Here is a 16,188-nt window from a genome sequence, read left to right as displayed (position 1 = left end):
CTGTTGGGAAACACGGGAATGAAAAAGCCATCGGGAAATATGTTAAAGAGCAAGGACGTGCATCTCAATATGTTCAGATTCACAAAGACCAACTAAGGTTACTGTGATACCCCGACGCTTGCGTCGGGGAGAATGTCATTGAAGAAACTCTAGATACCGGCGGTGCATCAGGCAAAGCCGGGCTGAGGATTCGGTGGTATTTTCAAGGAGGATTCTAGCAGGCCGGAAGATCAGTGTCACAGGCTTGGAAAGCTTCCAGGGGATTAAGGAGGGGAGATGAGGGTTACGATAAGTCAGATCAAGGAGATGAAAGAGAAGGGTAAGAAGATACCCATGCTCACAGCCTATGACTATGCTACGGCCAAGCTGATTGATGAAGCTGGTGTGCCCCTTATTCTGGTTGGGGACAGTCTGGGAATGGTGATATTAGGTTATGAGTCTACTATCCCCGTAACGATGGAAGAAATGCTGCATCATACCAAGGCTGTAGTCAGGGGAACAAAGCGGGCCCTTATCGTTGGCGATATGCCCTTCATGACCTACCAGGTCAGCATTGGTGAAGCTCTTCACAACGCCGCCCGTTTCATCCAGGAGGGTGGGGCCCAGGCAGTTAAGCTTGAGGGTGGTGAGCCGATGGCCGAGGTAGTGCACCGGTTAGTGGAATGCGGCATACCGGTTATGGGGCATATTGGACTTACTCCACAGTCTGTACATCAGCTCAGCGGTTTCAAGGTTCAGGGTAAAACACCGGAGTCAGCCATCCGTTTAGTGAAGGATGCGTGTGCTCTTGCAGACGCGGGCGCTTTTGCCATTGTCCTCGAATCCATCCCCACTCCTTTGGCCAGGATAATAACCCGAAGGGCGAGTGTTCCCACCATTGGCATAGGCGCTGGGCCTTATTGCGATGGGCAGGTTCAGGTCATCAGTGACCTCCTAGGGCTTTTCACTGATTTTGTACCGAAGCATGCCAAGCAGTATGCTAAGCTAGGTGACATAATCAAGAAAGCTACATCTGACTATATTGGTGAGGTGCAAGGCGGCACCTTCCCTACGGAAAAAGAGAGCCATTCTATGGATGAGGGCCTCTTGGCAGGGCTTGAACAGGAGTAGGGTTGATGAAACTTCCTCCCCCGAAGAAAAAGGGAACCACCTCGTTAGAAGAGACCCTGGAAAAGAGAAGGTCCAGGCGTAAGTTTGTGCCCATGCGACTGAGCGAGGAGCACATATCCCAGCTTCTATGGGCAGCCCAGGGTACGCTTCAGAGAGGGTTTCGGACCGCTCCATCGGCTGGGGGGTTGTACCCTCTGGAGATTTATGTGGTGACAAAGGAAGGCGTTTATCACTACATACCGCAATCGCATGAGCTGGAGCAAACTGTTAAAGGTGATATACTTCCCCAGCTTACCGAGGCAGCGCTAGGTGTGGAATGTGTACTGGAGGCGCCCATTAACATAGTTATTGCTGCTGAGTATCAAAGGGCAGACCGACGGTATGGAGAACGGGCTGCCCGTTATGTTTGTATTGAGGTAGGACATGTGGCCCAGAACATCCATCTTCAAGCCGTAGCTTTGAGACTGGGTTCTGTGCCTATTGGTGCCTTCGATGATGATCAGGTGCACAAGATTCTTGCCCTGCCGGAGGAGCAGAGACCCCTCTATATTATCCCGGTGGGATACCCCGCAGAATGAAAGTCCTCACAACCATCGCCGAGTTTAAGAAAGCCAGACGAAGTATAGATAGCACCATTGGTTTTGTGCCTACTATGGGTTATCTCCATGAAGGGCACCTGGTTCTGGTGCGTCGCGCAAAGGCGGAAAACGAAGTTGCAGTGGCGAGTATCTTCGTTAACCCTACGCAGTTTGGCCCAAAGGAGGACTTTGCCCGTTATCCGCGGGATCCCGAACGCGATTTGGACCTATTGAAGAAAGAGGAAACCGATCTGGTGTTCATGCCCTCTGCGGGGGAAATGTACCCTGAGGGATGCAGTACCTGGGTTGATGTTTTGAAGGTGACAGAGAGGCTTGAGGGTGCTTCTCGCCCCGGGCATTTCAGGGGCGTAGCTACTGTTGTGGCCAAGCTGTTCAATATTGTAGAACCAACCAGGGCCTATTTTGGTCAAAAAGATGCCCAGCAGGTAGTGGTGGTCAGGAAAATGGCGGCCGATCTGAATATGAACCTGGAGGTTGTAGTAGTGCCCACTCATCGTGAGCCTGATGGGCTGGCCATGAGCAGTCGCAACGTCTACCTCAATCCGCAGGAACGGCAGTCAGCCCTGGTTGTGTGGAAGTCGCTCAATCTGGCCCAGCAGCTCTGGTCACAAGGAGAAAGAAAAGCTGGAATTCTGCGGCAGCAGATGACGGACTTGATCCGGAAGGAACCTTTGGCCAGGATTGACTACATCAGCATAGCCAATCCGGAAACGCTGAAGGAGCTAACGGAGATAAAACAACCAGCCCTGGTTTCTCTGTCAGTCTATGTAGGAAAGACAAGGCTGATAGACAATTTGACCTTACGAGAGTAGATTACTACCATGTAGGCGACCCCCCTGGTGCCTGGTCGCACAAGTCAGCGTAACAACCGAGATTCTTCGCTGCGCTCATAATGACACCCAGAGTGGTGGCTGTCGTCCTTCTGCAGAAGGATGACCCGACGCAGTGGGCGATAAGTTACCATGACATTTAGGCGGTTTGTCACCCTGACTTTTATACAATATGTCACCCTGAGCGAAGCCGAAGGGTCTCCCTCCACAAAACAAATAGCGCCTATTTTTGCAACCAGGTACCGTGCAATAATTTATCGCGTGCTGTGTCCCCCGCTTCTGACCAGGAAAGCCAGCATTTTGGAGGCTTAACATGACAGGATTTGATCTGAGCCAATTTGCCAAAACCGCCGGGCGGATCAGGAAGAAGGCAGCAGAGGAAGGCCGCTTGATGCACAACCCTCCTGATGAGGAACTGGAACGGATTGTGGAGAGGGAGCCAGGCGTCAGGAGAACAATATACGGAAACATGGTTGCCAGGAGTGAGCCTACCTCGCGGGCGGCGATGTTTACCCGGAATAGCGTTGACAATGCCTTTGGCAAAGAAGAGCAAGAACTCTTGGCCCAATGCGAAAGGATACTGGCCACCAAGAAGTTGATCTCCATAGACAGGGCAGTTGGCAATGAAGAGAGTGAAACTGTGGTGAGGGTAACTGTCCCGGAGGAATTTGCGCATGTTGCCTATGGGGGAAAGAACCTTTTTATTCCGGTAAAACGAAGGGTCGGGCAACCAGACTATGAGATCATATTCTTCAATGATGAGGCTTTCGAGACCAACAAATCAAAGCCCCTTCCTAAGAAGGATGTCACCATAAGGCTGGCTATGCTGGATGATGGCAGAGTCATCAAGGTGGTCAGGAACTGCAACTACATCGGTGAATACAAGAAGGGGGTCTTTGCTTCGGAGGACTGGGTGGCCAAAACCAGGAGGGGTGGAATTTTCCTGCACGCCGGTTGCCGGGAGGACTACCTCCAATCAGTGCATGGCGACTATCGGCTGACCAGGACGTTGCTTTCCTCCTTAAGTGCTAACGGAAAAACCACTCTCACCGGCAAAACACTGGCCCAAAAAGAGAAGGAAAAGTCCTGGCTGGTGCAGGATGATGGGGGTACCCTAATGCCAGACGGGTCTTATCACGGCTTTGAAATGGGTGGCATATTTGTGAAGACAGATGGTGTCAATCCCGGGGAGCAGGCGGAGATCTACTATGGCTTGCTCAAGCCGGGCACCCTTGGCGAAAACATCTACGTTACAGAAGATGGTGACCTTGATCTCTACAACCTGGATATAACTTCCAATGGAAGGGCGGTCATCCAGAGAAGAGATTTCATGCATGCCAGCACTCATATCGATGTTGAAAGGGTGGATAACCTGATTCTCCTCACCAGGGGACCTCTGATCCCGGCGATAGCCAGGCTGACTCTGGAGCAGACGGTGGCACTCATGATTCTGGGCCAGGCTATGGAGTCATCAGCCGGCGATCCAACCCGGGCAGGAACCATCAGAACCGAGTTCTTCTATGACCCGTTTATGGCAGGTGATAAGGCAGAACACGCGAACATATTCTATGGAATACTGAGGGGCCTTCCTCATATGCACTATTACCTCATCAATACCAGCGGTATAGGTGAGGGGGAACATTACCGGCAGATAAAACTGGAATATACGCTGGCCATCCTCGATTCTCTGCTGAGGGGAGGGCTGGAAGACTGGGTAGAATCTCCGTCCGGTTTCAAAGTTCCCGCAGCAGTGAGGTTGGTGGACGATATCTACTTCCACCCTGAGTTGCTGTACTCTCGCGCGGAGTTCGAAGCCGAAATGAGGGAACTCAACAGATTAAGACACGAGACTATCGAACAGATGGGCAGCAGGCTGCATCCCGACATAAGGAAGGTCTTTTAGTCAGACCATTCTCTGATGTGGAAACGTTCGAGGCGGTGTCTCTGACTGTTCCTAATCGCGCTCATGCGAGGAGCGTTTTCACCGGGGCGTGGCCCTCCTTTCTCTGGTTTTCGCTTTCCTGTCCCTGGAGGATACGCCCGTCCCTTTAGCATTAGGGAATTTACACAAAATACGTTGCGCCACTATTAGGTGCCCATACACTTGACAATGTGAAATATTAATTATATGTTACAGTTATCATTGATAAATAAATGCAAGACAATCTTGTGGCGGTATTGTGCGAAGGAGCATCTAGGATGCCGATGAACGAAGCCAATTTGCTGAGGCTTCTGCCCCTGCTTCGCGAGGTGCTGGCAAAGGTCGGACTTCACAGAACAAGGACCGGTTCGGATTTAGATCTTACCAGTTTGCAGACCCAGGCGCTGACGACGGTCTTGAAGAAAGACAGTCTTACCATGGGTGAACTTGCAAAGGACATGTTCATTGTTCAGTCTGCGGCTACGCGTATAGTTGATGAACTGGTTAGAAAGGGACTGGTGAAAAGAGCCGATGACCGTAGGGATCGACGGGTGACTCGTCTCAAGATAACGACAAAGGGGCGAGAAGCATGTGACCGGGCATATCGCGAAAGCTACTTTTTGCTGGCGCAGGTTCTGGAGCGGATTAGCCCTGCTGAGCAAGAGGCATTGATTGGGGGCTTGGGCGCATTTCTGAATGGGGTTAAGGCTGTCGAGCAAGAGGTGTTTCGCAAGTATGACCAAGATAAACGCGCCCAACTTGCGAAATCCTTGGATCAGGAGACGTCAACAGTAGTTTTATCTTCAGATAGCAGATTCTCGGATATTGAATTCGGTGCTGGCTGATTGTAGTCAGCCATAAGGAAGCTGCTTGCAGGGGGGGGTGAATTGCAGCGATGACTCCTTATCTTGGGCATCTCCATCTTCTTCAGCTAGGCTACTATGCCATTGTTTCTTTTCACTCTGATATTTTATGGAGGGATCTATGATGAAAGCGAAGATGAGAATCAGGAAAGCCGCAGTCCTCGGCGCTGGCGTAATGGGCAGCAAGATCGCAGCACTCTTGGCTGGTGTCGATATCCCTACCTGTCTCTTGGATATCGTACCGAAAGAACTTGATCAGAAGGATATCAAGAAGGGACTGACCAGAGAATCGCCCGAGTTCAGGAACAAGCTGGCGAAGACGGGCATAGACAATACATTCATGGCCAGCCCACCCGCCTTCTTTGTTCCACAGGATGCCAAATTGATTACCCCGGGCAACTTTGAGGACCATATGGCGTGGCTATCAGATGTTGACTGGGTTATCGAGGTGGTGGCAGAGGACATCAGGATAAAGGTGGAGTTGCTGAAAAAGGTTGAGTCTGTCATCAAACCCGGCACTATTGTGAGCACGAACACCTCAGGACTCTCTATAGAGAAAATATCGGAAGGGCTGTCGAAGGAGACCAGGGCACACTTTCTGGGAACGCATTTCTTCAATCCGCCAAGGCATATGAAGCTCCTGGAGATCATCCCTGCGATGTCCACCGATAAAGAGGTGCTCTCCTTCATGGCTGATTTCTGCGAGAAGCGGCTGGGCAAGAGCATTGTCTTTGCCAAGGACACGCCCAATTTCATCGCCAATAGGATTGGTGCCTATGCCATGCTGATGGGCATCAGGGACATGTTGGAGGCTGGCTATACCATTGAGGAAGTGGATGCCATAACGGGGCCTCCCATGGGCAGGCCGAAGAGCGCCTCCTTCAGGACAGCCGACATGGTGGGGCTGGATGTCTTCATCAAGGTGGCCCAGAACGTGCGGGACAATATCCAGGATGCATCCGAGAAGGAGGCTTTCGCTGTCCCATCGTTGCTGACGAAGATGACGGAGGCTGGCCTCCTTGGAGACAAGACGCAAAAGGGTTTCTATAAGAAAGTGACAGATCTCTCAGGAACCAAGATATATTCTATGGACTACAACACTATGGAATACGTCCTGCAGAGAAAAGCCAATCTACCCCTTCTTGATGAGCTCAAGCGCGTGGCTGACCCTGCTGTGAGCTTGCAGAAGCTTGTTTATTCGGATGACCGGGCCGGGCGTTTTGCCTGGAAGGTGCTCAAGAAGATGCTCCTCTATTGTGCGTCGAAGGTTCCTGAGATATCGGATAACATCCTGGCTGTGGATCAGGCCATGAGGTGGGGGTTCAACTGGGAGCTTGGCCCCTTTGAGACCTGGGATGCCATTGGTCTCCGGAAATCTGTGGAAAGGATGCAACAGGAAGGAGAGAGGATACCGGCTAATATTGAGCACATGCTCTCGGCTGGAAAGGAGCGGTTCTATGAGAAGCGGCGCGGGCGGCACTATTACTTTGACTTTGCGAAATCGGATTATGTAGAGATTGAGGAGAAGCCGCAGATTATCCTCCTGCCTTCGGTGAAGGGGAAGAAAGGAAGAGTGGTCCGTTCCAATGCAGGAGCCAGCCTGCTGGACATGGGCGATGGCGTTGTCTGCCTGGAGTTTCATACTGCCAACAGTGCCATCGATGGTGATGTCATTCAGATGATGAACGACAGCGTGGCGGAGGTGGAGGAGAACTGGGAAGGGATGGTTATCAGCAACCAGGGCGTCAACTTCTGTGTGGGGGCTGATGTCAAGCTGATCTATGGCCTTGCCATGAACAAAGACTGGAAGGCTTTGGAGCAGGCGGTGAAGGACTTCCAGCAGGGCTGCATGCGCATTAAATACTCGGAGAAACCGGTGGTGGCTGCGCCCTTCCGCATGACGCTGGGAGGAGGCTGTGAGGTCTGCCTGGCCGCCAGCATGGTGAGGGCGTATGCCGAGGCCTACATGGGCCTGGTGGAGATGGGAGTCGGCCTGATTCCCGGTGGGGGTGGCACCAAGGAGATGGTTCTCAGAGCCATTGACTGGGTACCATCGAGTGTTCCCAGCGCAGCACCCGGTGGAGGCCGCCCTGACCTTATCCCCTACGTGGCGCGAGCTTTTGAGACCATAGCCACAGCCAAAGTGTCCAACTCTGCGCGGGATGCCCAGGGTATAGGGTATATGAGCCCCCATGACAAGATCACCATGAACCTGGACCACCTGCTCTATGATGCCAGGCAATCGGTGCTTTCTCTGGCCGGGGAGGGCTACCGTCCGCCGCGGCGAAGGGACGATATCAGGGTAGTCGGCAGAACAGGAAGAGCCGTATTGGAACTGATGGTCTATCTATTGCGGGATGCGGGGTATATTACTGAGACCGATGCCCATCTGGCGAAGAAGCTGGCCTATGTGATCACCGGCGGTGACCTCGACCAGAACACCCTGGTAACCGAGGAATACCTGCTGGACCTGGAGCGGGAGGTATTCCTCTCGCTTGCCGGTGAAGAGAAGACTCAAGCCAGGTTGAAGAGCATGGTCGAAACCGGCAGGCCGCTGAGAAACTAATCGCTGGGGCAAGGAGATAAGATAATGAAGGAAGCAGTCGTAGTATCGGTAGTGAGGACAGCCTTGGGCAGGGCCAATAACGGCAGCCTCAAAAACAGCCGGCCAGAGCACACGGCTTCGGAAGTAGTGAAGGAAGCTGTCAAGAAGGCCAGAGGGCTAAAGCCTGAAGAAATCGATGATCTCATCATAGGTTGCTCCTTCCCTGAGGCAGAGGCTGGCATGAACCTGGGCCGCGTCGTGGCTCTCAAAGCAGGGCTGCCCTCCAGGGTGCCCGGTATCACGGTCAATAGATACTGTGCCTCTGGTCTGGAGGCCATTGCCATTGCCAGTCAGAAGATCATGTGTGGCTTTGCTGATGTCGTAGTAGCTGCGGGTGCGGACCACATGAGCCTGATCCCCATGGGGGGAAACAAGCCGCTCCCCGATCCTGACCTGGTGGGGATTTGGCCTGGAGCTTACATAACCATGGGGCTGACGGCTGAGAATGTCGCCCAGCGGTTCAAGATAAGCCGGCAAGATCAGGATACGTTTGCTCTGGAAAGCCATCAGAAGGCAGTCAAAGCGCAGGCTGATGGTAGATTCAAAGAACAGATTCTGCCGTTGAAGGTGGTAGACCGCGGCTTCGAAGGCGGCAAGGCCGTGAGCCGTGAGAAGATATTTGATAAGGATGAGTGTGTCAGGCCGGATACTTCGTTGGAGGCCCTCTCCAAACTCAGGCCCATCTTCCGGGCTGGGGGGACGGTGACGGCAGGAAACTCCTGTCCCATGAATGACGGAGCGGCGGCGGCAGTGGTCATGTCACGGGAGAAGGCCAAGGAGTTGGGACTGAAACCAATGGCCGTTTTCAGGTCCATCGGCGTTGGTGGAGTGGACCCGGAGATCATGGGCATAGGCCCGGTGGTGGCCATTCCCAAGGCGGTGAAGTATGCCGGGATCAGCCTCGACCAGGTGGATCTCATAGAACTGAATGAGGCGTTTGCCTCCCAATCCATTTATGTGGTCAGAACGTTGGGCATAGACCCGGGCAAGCTTAATGTCAACGGTGGCTCTATTGCTCTGGGCCATCCCCTGGGCTGCACGGGGGTGTATCTCACCACCAAGCTCCTCTATGAGATGGAGCGGCGAAAAGCCAGGTACGGCATTGTCACCATGTGTATCGGTGGGGGCATGGGGGCGGCAGCCGTCTTTGAAAGAGAACCGTAAGGAAGGAGGGCAACATGACAGAGAAAGTGATCAGAAAAGGAGGCGCGTTTCTCGTCGAAGAGACTCCCGCCAAAGAGGTTTTTACGCCCGAGGACTTCCGTGAAGAACATAAGATGATCATTGTTACCACTGAGGACTTCGTGAAGAATGAAGTTGCGCCTTATATGGAGGCATTGGAACACAAGGATTACGGGGTAGCTCGCCGCCTGATGCAAAAGGCAGGGGAACTGGGGCTTCTCGGAGCGGATGTGCCGGAGGAATACGGTGGTGGGGGGTTGGGTATCATAGCCTCACTGTTGATCTGCGAACACTCGGTCGGATCAGGTTCCTTTAACGTGACCTTAAATGCCCACACCGGGATTGGCACCACGCCGCTGGTCTTCTTTGGCACCAGGAGCCAGAAGGAGAAGTACCTTCCTCCTCTGGCCAGGGGTGAAAAGGTGGCAGCCTATGCCCTCACAGAGCCTGGCGCGGGAACAGATGCTCTGTCACTTCGTACCACAGCGGTGTTGTCGCCCGATGGCAAGTACTACAAGCTCAATGGCACTAAACAGTTCATTACCAATGGAGGATATGCTGATATCATCATTACCTATGCCAAGGTGGGCGGCGACAAAATGACGGCCTTTGTGCTGGAGCGGGGTTTCCCGGGGATATCCACAGGCCCGGAAGAAAAGAAGATGGGTATTCGCGGTACATCCACCGTCAGCATTATCCTCGAGGACGTGAGGGTCCCGGCCGAGAACGTCATTTTCCAAGTCGGCAAGGGACATACGGTGGCCTTCAATATACTGGATTTGGGCCGCTTCAAGCTGGCGTCCGGGTCTCTAGGGGTGGCCAAGCTGGCCCTGGAGAGCTCTGTGAAATATGCCAAAGAAAGAGTCCAGTTCGGCAAGCCGATATGCCAGTTTGGACTGATAAAGCACAAGATTGCCGAGATGGCCATAAAGACCTACATGGCCGAGAGTATGCTCTATCGGACCGGCGGGCTGGTTGAGACCATCCTGGAGACGGTGGACCGCTCTGCTGAGGATGTTGGCAGGCAGAGCGCTAAGAGCCTGTCAGAGTATGCTGTAGAATGCTCCATAAATAAGGTCTATGCCTCGGAAATAGTGGACTATGTTGCTGATGAGGCGGTTCAGATACATGGTGGCTACGGATTTATTGAGGACTATATGGTGGAAAGGATATATCGGGACAGCCGCATCTTACGGATATTTGAGGGCACAAATGAGATAAACAGGCTCATCACTGTGGCATTCTTGATGAGGAAGGCCTTGAAGAATGAGATACCATTGCTGGCCGCGATGGAGAAGCTGCAAAAAGAGATGCCGGGGATCAAGCCTGTCTCTCCTGAGATCCATGATGGCCCTCTGGGATATCAACGCCAGCTTATAGACAGGGCCAAGAAGGCCTTCTTGGTCATCGCCGGAGCTGCAGTGGGCAAGTACGGCGAGGCTATCAGCGAGGAGGAGGAGATCATTGGCTGTCTGGCCGACATCGCCATTGAAGCCTATGCCATGGAGAGCGGTCTGCTGAGAGCCCTGAAGTCCATCGAAGGCCATGGCCAGGAGGCATCAAAGACCAAGATAGATATGGTGAAGATATACGTCAATGATGCCATGGCACGGGTCATTGACCATGCCAGGATGGCACTTGCTGCGGTAGAGACGGGCGAGGCTCTCCACAAACAACTGGTGAACCTGACCAATCTCACCCAGTTTGCTCCTATGAACACTGTAGCAGCACGGAGGAGTGTCGCAGACAAGATCATAGCTGCGGAGAAATTCATCTGCTAGGCTGCCAGAAGGGGCTGGCATGAAAGGGACGGATTTCCCAATTCGGCTTAAAGGAGGGGATTGATGGAAAAGGTATGGCTCAAGCATTACGACGCCGGGGTGCCGGCGACTATCGATTATCCCAAGATAACGTTTCCCCAGATGCTTGAGGAGACGGCGCGCCGCTTCCCTGAAAAAACCGCCATCATCTTCCCGGGGGCCCTGGGAGACTCCGGGAAGATGAGCTACAAAGAGCTGAATGAGCAGGTCAACCGCCTGGCCAATGCCCTGATCGACCTTGGGGTGAAGAAAGGGGACAGGGTAGCCTTGCTCATGCCCAATTGCCCCCAGTTCGTCATCAGCTATTACGCTGTCCTCAAGGCAGGGGGAATAGTAGTGGCCTTCAATCCCCTGTACGCAGGGCGGGAGATAGAGCACCAGCTTAACGACTGCGGCGCGAAGGTGATTATCCTGCTCAGCCTTTTCTATAAAACTGTGGCCGGATTAAGAGAGCGGACCGGCCTGCGGAATGTGGTGGTAACCAATATCAAGGAGTACCTGCCGCCTGTCAGCCGACTGCTGTTTACTCTCTTACGAGAGCGCAAAGAGGGACACCGCGCCGATATCAGAGAAGCTGGTGCCACCATGGCCTTCCGCGATCTACTGGAGAAATTCCCGCCCACGCCGCCCTCTGTGGCCGTAGATCAAAACGATGTGGCCATGTTCCAGTACACTGGTGGAACCACCGGTGTCAGCAAAGGTGCGGTAATAACCCACCGCGGTCCCCTGGCCAATACCTGCCAGATGAGGGCTTGGGCCGCACCCGTTGGCGTCAAGGATGGTGAGGGAATGATAATGGGGGTAATGCCCCTTTTCCATGTATATGGGTTGGTTACGGTGATGCATTTCGCTGTCCTCACCGGCTATACAATGGTTTTGTTGCCCCGCTTTATAACCAAGCAGGTGCTGAAGGCCATCAACAAATATAAGCCGTTCTTCTTCCCTGGTGTACCTACTATGTATGTGGCCATCAACAATTTCCCGCAGGTGAAGAAGTACAATCTGCGTTCTATCAAGGCCTGTGTCAGCGGTGCTGCGCCGCTCCCTGTCGAGGTGCAGCAGAAGTTTGAGGAACTCACGGGGGGCAAGCTGGTGGAGGGCTTTGGCCTCACCGAGTCTGCCGTGGTCACCCACTGTACCCCCATACTCGGGCTGCGCAAGATGGGGAGCATCGGGGTCCCCTTCCCTGATGTCGAGTCCCGGATAATGGATATCGAGACAGGAGAGAAGGAAATGCCAATGGGTGAGGTTGGCGAGTTGACAATTAAGGCGCCCCAGGTGATGAAAAACTACTGGAACCGGCCCGAGGAGACTGCCACGGTGCTGCGCAACGGCTGGCTATACACCGGTGATCTGGCCAGGGTGGATGCGGACGTCTATTTCTTTGTCGTGGATCGCAAGAAGGAGATGATCATCGCCGGCGGCTACAACATCTATCCTCGCGAGGTTGAGGAGGTGCTCTATGAGCACGAGAAGATCAAGGAAGCCGTCTGCTACGGTGTCCCTGATGCCTACCGCGGTGAGACGGTGAAGGTGGCCATTGTTCTCAAGGAAGGGCAGACGGCAACCCCGGAGGAGATCACTGAGTACTGCCGGACAAAGCTGGCCAAGTTCAAGGTACCCAAGCTGGTGGAGTTCAGACAGGAACTTCCTAAATCTCCCATAGGCAAGGTGCTGCGCCGGGTGCTGGTGGAGGAAGAGAAGAAGAAGGCGAAGCCTGAATCTGGGAAGGCCAAGGGCGGCTAGCCCGCAGGGCCCTTTGGGAGACAACCCTCTGACGCGTCTTCTCAAACGGCGGGGCATCAACAAGCACATTCTCTGTAGGGGCGGTTCGCGGAGGCTGTCTCAGCCAGACACAACTCCTGACTCATGATCTTCGAGCGATTCTGGCCCATGCCAACTTCATGCTGTTCTCAGTCAATGGCTCACTGTCGAGAGACAGCAACATGTTCTCGACACTCGGCATGAGCTTGATTACCCACCGACGGGGCCAAAGTGCAATCATTGACGCATAAGCTACGCCCAAGGTAATATTGGCTGATGCAAATCATGTATAGTCTCGTATCGGATATCGGAGGCATGGGGTTGCGCCTCCCTGATCTCTAGAGGATGGCAGATTCACACGATGGGTGAGACGACTCAAGTTACTTCAGATTCGGTTGACATCGTTAACCTGCTGTCCGATGTCGCTAGGGACTCAAACAACCTGGTGAAGGGTGATGGAACGTCAATCTTCCTAAAAGACGAGGAGAGTGAGAAGTACTTCCTCATCGAAAGTACCGCGTTGACTAGAGCACTGGGCAACTTTCACATAGATGTGAGCCGATTGGCTGAGAGATTTGACAAAGGCGATGTCAAGAACATCGGGCTCACTGCCTTTGCAATACTTTCACAGATCCCCTTGCTGGTAAATGATCCCATTCACGACGACAGAATAGCAACCTATGGCCACACAGATGCTGAAAACGCACCACCCACTGAGCTAAGTGAGACCCACTTCGAGATTGCAGGGGATGAACTTGGGGCGTTCATGGCAATTCCGCTGCGAAGCGAGGGGGGCAGAGGCCAGGTCTTTGGGGTGATAAGGGTTGTGCGAAGCAAAAAGAAAGAACCATTTTGCGACGACGATATGGTGCGTCTCACGCAGTATCTGGACAGCATGAGCACAGCTATGGAGAACGCATTCTCATGGGCCACATTGATAGATGTTGGCCGCGTGGCGTTTGATTTGCAGGAGCTGTGCAGTCAAGTGACACGCAAGCTTGGCAGAGTAATTGGCGGCGTAGGCTGTTCCATCTTCTTGCTCGATGAGGAAAAGAGCAGTCACGAAACGGATGTCTACTCATGTGCAGCAACAACAGGGTTGGTAGGTCGACACAACCATCCAATCTCGCATCCAAGAGAAGCCTTCTACTCGATCACAAGGACTGCTCCGTCACGTCAGGCATCGACAAGCCTGACGGAGTGGGTTATCAGAAACAAACAGAACTTGCTGATAGACGGCATTGCACACCCGCTGACAGGCATACCGGCTTTGAACCGCGCTCCCGGTCCCGGCAAGTACAGCGAAGTTCACCTTGGCCGCAAGATTGGTGGGCCAGTGCTCTTGGCACCTCTCCTATCCAGAGACCTCGAGAGTGTTGTGGGTGTACTGAGAATATCGAAGGCCGAAGGCAGTACCCCATTCAATGGGGTACAGAAGAAGCTATTCCTGTCATTTGCACCACAGCTGTCGAAGGCCATCAACACTGCTCGGTACATGGCAATCCTGGAGAGACTCTCAACGAGTACGGGGCTCACGGAATCCGAGTTATTCGATATGGTCGTTAATCAGGTACCAAAGCTAGTCGGAGCAAAAGGATGCTCTCTGTTCATTGTACGAGGCAAGGAACTCGGACTTGCTGCAACGTCCGGCTGGCTAAAAGAGAAATACGGCGGAGATCTCTCAAAAGCTCCTCCCTACTCAATCAGCGAGGGGTATACAGGTTGGGTTGCGGAGAGCAAGAAGCCCTTGAGGTTCAACGACAAGAGCGAACTTCTAGCCGAACGCTACGACGATGACAGACCAAGTTGGTCCGGCAGAACGAATGACTGCGAGGTCGGTAAGGAGCACCAAACTTGCGACAGATTTCTGGCCGTACCCGTATTCTCACTGGAAAGCTCTGGCAAGCCTCTACGGCAGAAAGAGGTGGTTGGAGTTGTTAGAGTGCCCAAGATGAAATGGGAGGACCCATTCACGACGCTTGATGAGAAACTCATGGTAGCCTTTGCAGCCCGGCTCTCACCGGCTATCGATCGGACCCGCCTCCAGCAGACGGCGAGGGAGAGACGTCGATCAGAAATCGAGCGAACCTTCTCACCCTTCCTCCTGAAGGAGTGCAGTAAGCTCTCGTCGGTCGGCTACAAGGGACTTACTGCCCGCTTCTTCTCAGATGCCGAAACGACTTCGCAGGATATGGGGTTGCTTGTACTCTCCTCTATCAGAGGAATGTGGGGGGCGAATAGCTCGCTCCGAACGAGCACCGACCCACCCTTTGGCGATTTCAAGATCTTCGAGGATTACCTTCTGAAGAGAGGAATGCCTGACTATCGAGACCATTTCATTCACTCCTATCAAGTATTCCTCGCCGGGAGCTATGTCCTGGATAGACTCTGTCAATATCCCCAAGGTCTCAACCTTCTCGCGGAGGCTTTCTCGACCGAAGCTGAACCTGGAGACAAAGCGAAACAAGATTTCGAGACTGCGTGGCTAGTTACTTCGACGTTTCACGATATCGCCTATCCGATACAACTGTTGCGGGAGTCCCTCGATAACCTGATCAGGAGGTTGATCAAGACATCCGAGAGCATAGTTGACTCGATAAACATAGAGCGCGTACTGTTCGACCGGGGTCACTCCTATTTGGACTGCGTCGACAGGATCACCGAGTTCTACAAGAATATGGCAGGGCAAGCCAATGCAGACAACTGGATTCCGAATCCCAGGTTCCGACTCGAGTTGCTACACTTGCTTCGCGAGAAAAGAGACCATGGTGTGTTAGGGGCGCTGATACTAGCGGACAGATACTTCTCCAACTTGAACCGGACCATGCTGGCTTCGTGTCTCGCCATTGCATCACACAAGGACATGTTGAGCCACATCGGTGAAATACGTTTTGGCATCTTCCCAGTCTCGTTTATGCTAGCATACTGCGACTTGATTCAGGAGTGGGGACGAGACAGCGAGGACACACACACCGGCAAGCCTGTTGGTGCCAAACTAGAGAAGATCATTGTAGACGATATACCGCCAAGAGTAGCAGTTCTAGAGAAGTCTCATACGAGCGGGAGGATCTACGTCAACGCATTCATTATTCTTGATGGTAACGCATCAAGAATGAAAAGCAATGAAGTTGAAGCAGTCTTCAAGCACTTGAGATCATCAAATCCTGTCTTCTGTGTCTCACTGAATGGCGAAGTTGTAGGGCATTCTCTGGTCTAGTTGGGCACAAGACTGCAGCTCCCTGTACCAAGGCTTGGTGTTCTAGACACAATGGCTGTGCCATCCGCCTGCCATTGGATGCTCCTGCCCAGAAGTGTGGCATCACGGCAGTGAAGAGGCAATAATTAGATGGCCTTCTGGTGACTCAGAATCTGCCAGAACTGGTGACTGTCACTATCTTCAGCAACACTGGAGAAATCCAAAGACCGCTCTTCAATGTGCCCGCACGATTAGTTCACATTCAGCGTTGTACTGGTCTTGGGTTTTCTGTCAAACC

The 16,188-nt window shown here is 53.1% G+C and carries 10 protein-coding genes; all 10 read left to right on the top strand.

Annotated features, from left to right (window positions below):
- The first annotated feature begins 276 nt into the window (after positions 1-276).
- The 10 genes from panB (at position 277) to NTZ04_01005 (ending at position 15,911) form a co-directional block, all read left to right on the top strand.
- Positions 277-1,110: a 3-methyl-2-oxobutanoate hydroxymethyltransferase gene (gene panB / locus NTZ04_01050; GenBank protein MCX5990911.1), complete on the top strand. Its 834-nt coding sequence runs from the start codon at positions 277-279 to the stop codon at positions 1,108-1,110.
- A gap of 5 nt (positions 1,111-1,115) precedes the next feature.
- A complete protein-coding gene (locus NTZ04_01045; protein MCX5990910.1) occupies positions 1,116-1,688 on the top strand; it encodes a SagB/ThcOx family dehydrogenase in 573 nt (190 codons plus the stop codon).
- A complete protein-coding gene (gene panC, locus NTZ04_01040) occupies positions 1,685-2,521 on the top strand; it encodes a pantoate--beta-alanine ligase (GenBank protein ID MCX5990909.1) in 837 nt (278 codons plus the stop codon). Before NTZ04_01045 ends, panC begins: the two co-directional genes overlap by 4 nt.
- Positions 2,522-2,852: 331 nt before the next feature.
- Entirely contained in the window at positions 2,853-4,442 is a 1,590-nt protein-coding gene (locus NTZ04_01035) for a phosphoenolpyruvate carboxykinase (ATP) (protein ID MCX5990908.1), read from the top strand.
- A gap of 302 nt (positions 4,443-4,744) precedes the next feature.
- Positions 4,745-5,305 (top strand): MarR family transcriptional regulator, encoded by a 561-nt coding sequence (locus NTZ04_01030; GenBank protein MCX5990907.1) that lies wholly within the window; start codon positions 4,745-4,747, stop codon positions 5,303-5,305.
- A gap of 139 nt (positions 5,306-5,444) precedes the next feature.
- A complete protein-coding gene (locus tag NTZ04_01025) occupies positions 5,445-7,889 on the top strand; it encodes a 3-hydroxyacyl-CoA dehydrogenase NAD-binding domain-containing protein (GenBank protein ID MCX5990906.1) in 2,445 nt (814 codons plus the stop codon).
- A gap of 24 nt (positions 7,890-7,913) precedes the next feature.
- Complete coding sequence (locus NTZ04_01020; GenBank protein ID MCX5990905.1) at positions 7,914-9,092, top strand: thiolase family protein; 1,179 nt, start codon at positions 7,914-7,916, stop codon at positions 9,090-9,092.
- A 14-nt stretch (positions 9,093-9,106) separates the two neighbouring features.
- Entirely contained in the window at positions 9,107-10,891 is a 1,785-nt protein-coding gene (locus NTZ04_01015) for an acyl-CoA dehydrogenase family protein (protein MCX5990904.1), read from the top strand.
- A 63-nt stretch (positions 10,892-10,954) separates the two neighbouring features.
- Positions 10,955-12,676 carry a long-chain fatty acid--CoA ligase gene (locus tag NTZ04_01010; protein MCX5990903.1) on the top strand — a complete coding sequence of 574 codons (1,722 nt, stop codon included), beginning with the start codon at positions 10,955-10,957 and terminating at the stop codon, positions 12,674-12,676.
- 379 nt (positions 12,677-13,055) lie between these two features.
- Positions 13,056-15,911, top strand: coding sequence for a GAF domain-containing protein (locus NTZ04_01005; protein ID MCX5990902.1), 2,856 nt, complete (start codon positions 13,056-13,058; stop codon positions 15,909-15,911).
- The last annotated feature ends 277 nt before the right edge of the window (positions 15,912-16,188 follow it).

It is taken from the genome of Chloroflexota bacterium, from assembly GCA_026389585.1.
Lineage (GTDB): Bacteria > Chloroflexota > Dehalococcoidia > UBA2247 > RBG-13-53-26 > JAPLHP01.
This window is presented reverse-complemented; position numbering and strand designations above follow the sequence as displayed.

Excerpts from the sequence above, each read along its gene's own strand:
- panB (MCX5990911.1), top strand. The coding sequence starts at position 277 with ATGAGGGTTACGATAAGTCAGATCAAGGAGATGAAAGAGAAGGGTAAG.
- NTZ04_01045 (MCX5990910.1), top strand. The coding sequence starts at position 1,116 with ATGAAACTTCCTCCCCCGAAGAAAAAGGGAACCACCTCGTTAGAAGAG.
- panC (MCX5990909.1), top strand. The coding sequence starts at position 1,685 with ATGAAAGTCCTCACAACCATCGCCGAGTTTAAGAAAGCCAGACGAAGT.
- NTZ04_01035 (MCX5990908.1), top strand. The coding sequence starts at position 2,853 with ATGACAGGATTTGATCTGAGCCAATTTGCCAAAACCGCCGGGCGGATC.
- NTZ04_01030 (MCX5990907.1), top strand. The coding sequence starts at position 4,745 with ATGAACGAAGCCAATTTGCTGAGGCTTCTGCCCCTGCTTCGCGAGGTG.
- NTZ04_01025 (MCX5990906.1), top strand. The coding sequence starts at position 5,445 with ATGATGAAAGCGAAGATGAGAATCAGGAAAGCCGCAGTCCTCGGCGCT.
- NTZ04_01020 (MCX5990905.1), top strand. The coding sequence starts at position 7,914 with ATGAAGGAAGCAGTCGTAGTATCGGTAGTGAGGACAGCCTTGGGCAGG.
- NTZ04_01015 (MCX5990904.1), top strand. The coding sequence starts at position 9,107 with ATGACAGAGAAAGTGATCAGAAAAGGAGGCGCGTTTCTCGTCGAAGAG.
- NTZ04_01010 (MCX5990903.1), top strand. The coding sequence starts at position 10,955 with ATGGAAAAGGTATGGCTCAAGCATTACGACGCCGGGGTGCCGGCGACT.
- NTZ04_01005 (MCX5990902.1), top strand. The coding sequence starts at position 13,056 with ATGGGTGAGACGACTCAAGTTACTTCAGATTCGGTTGACATCGTTAAC.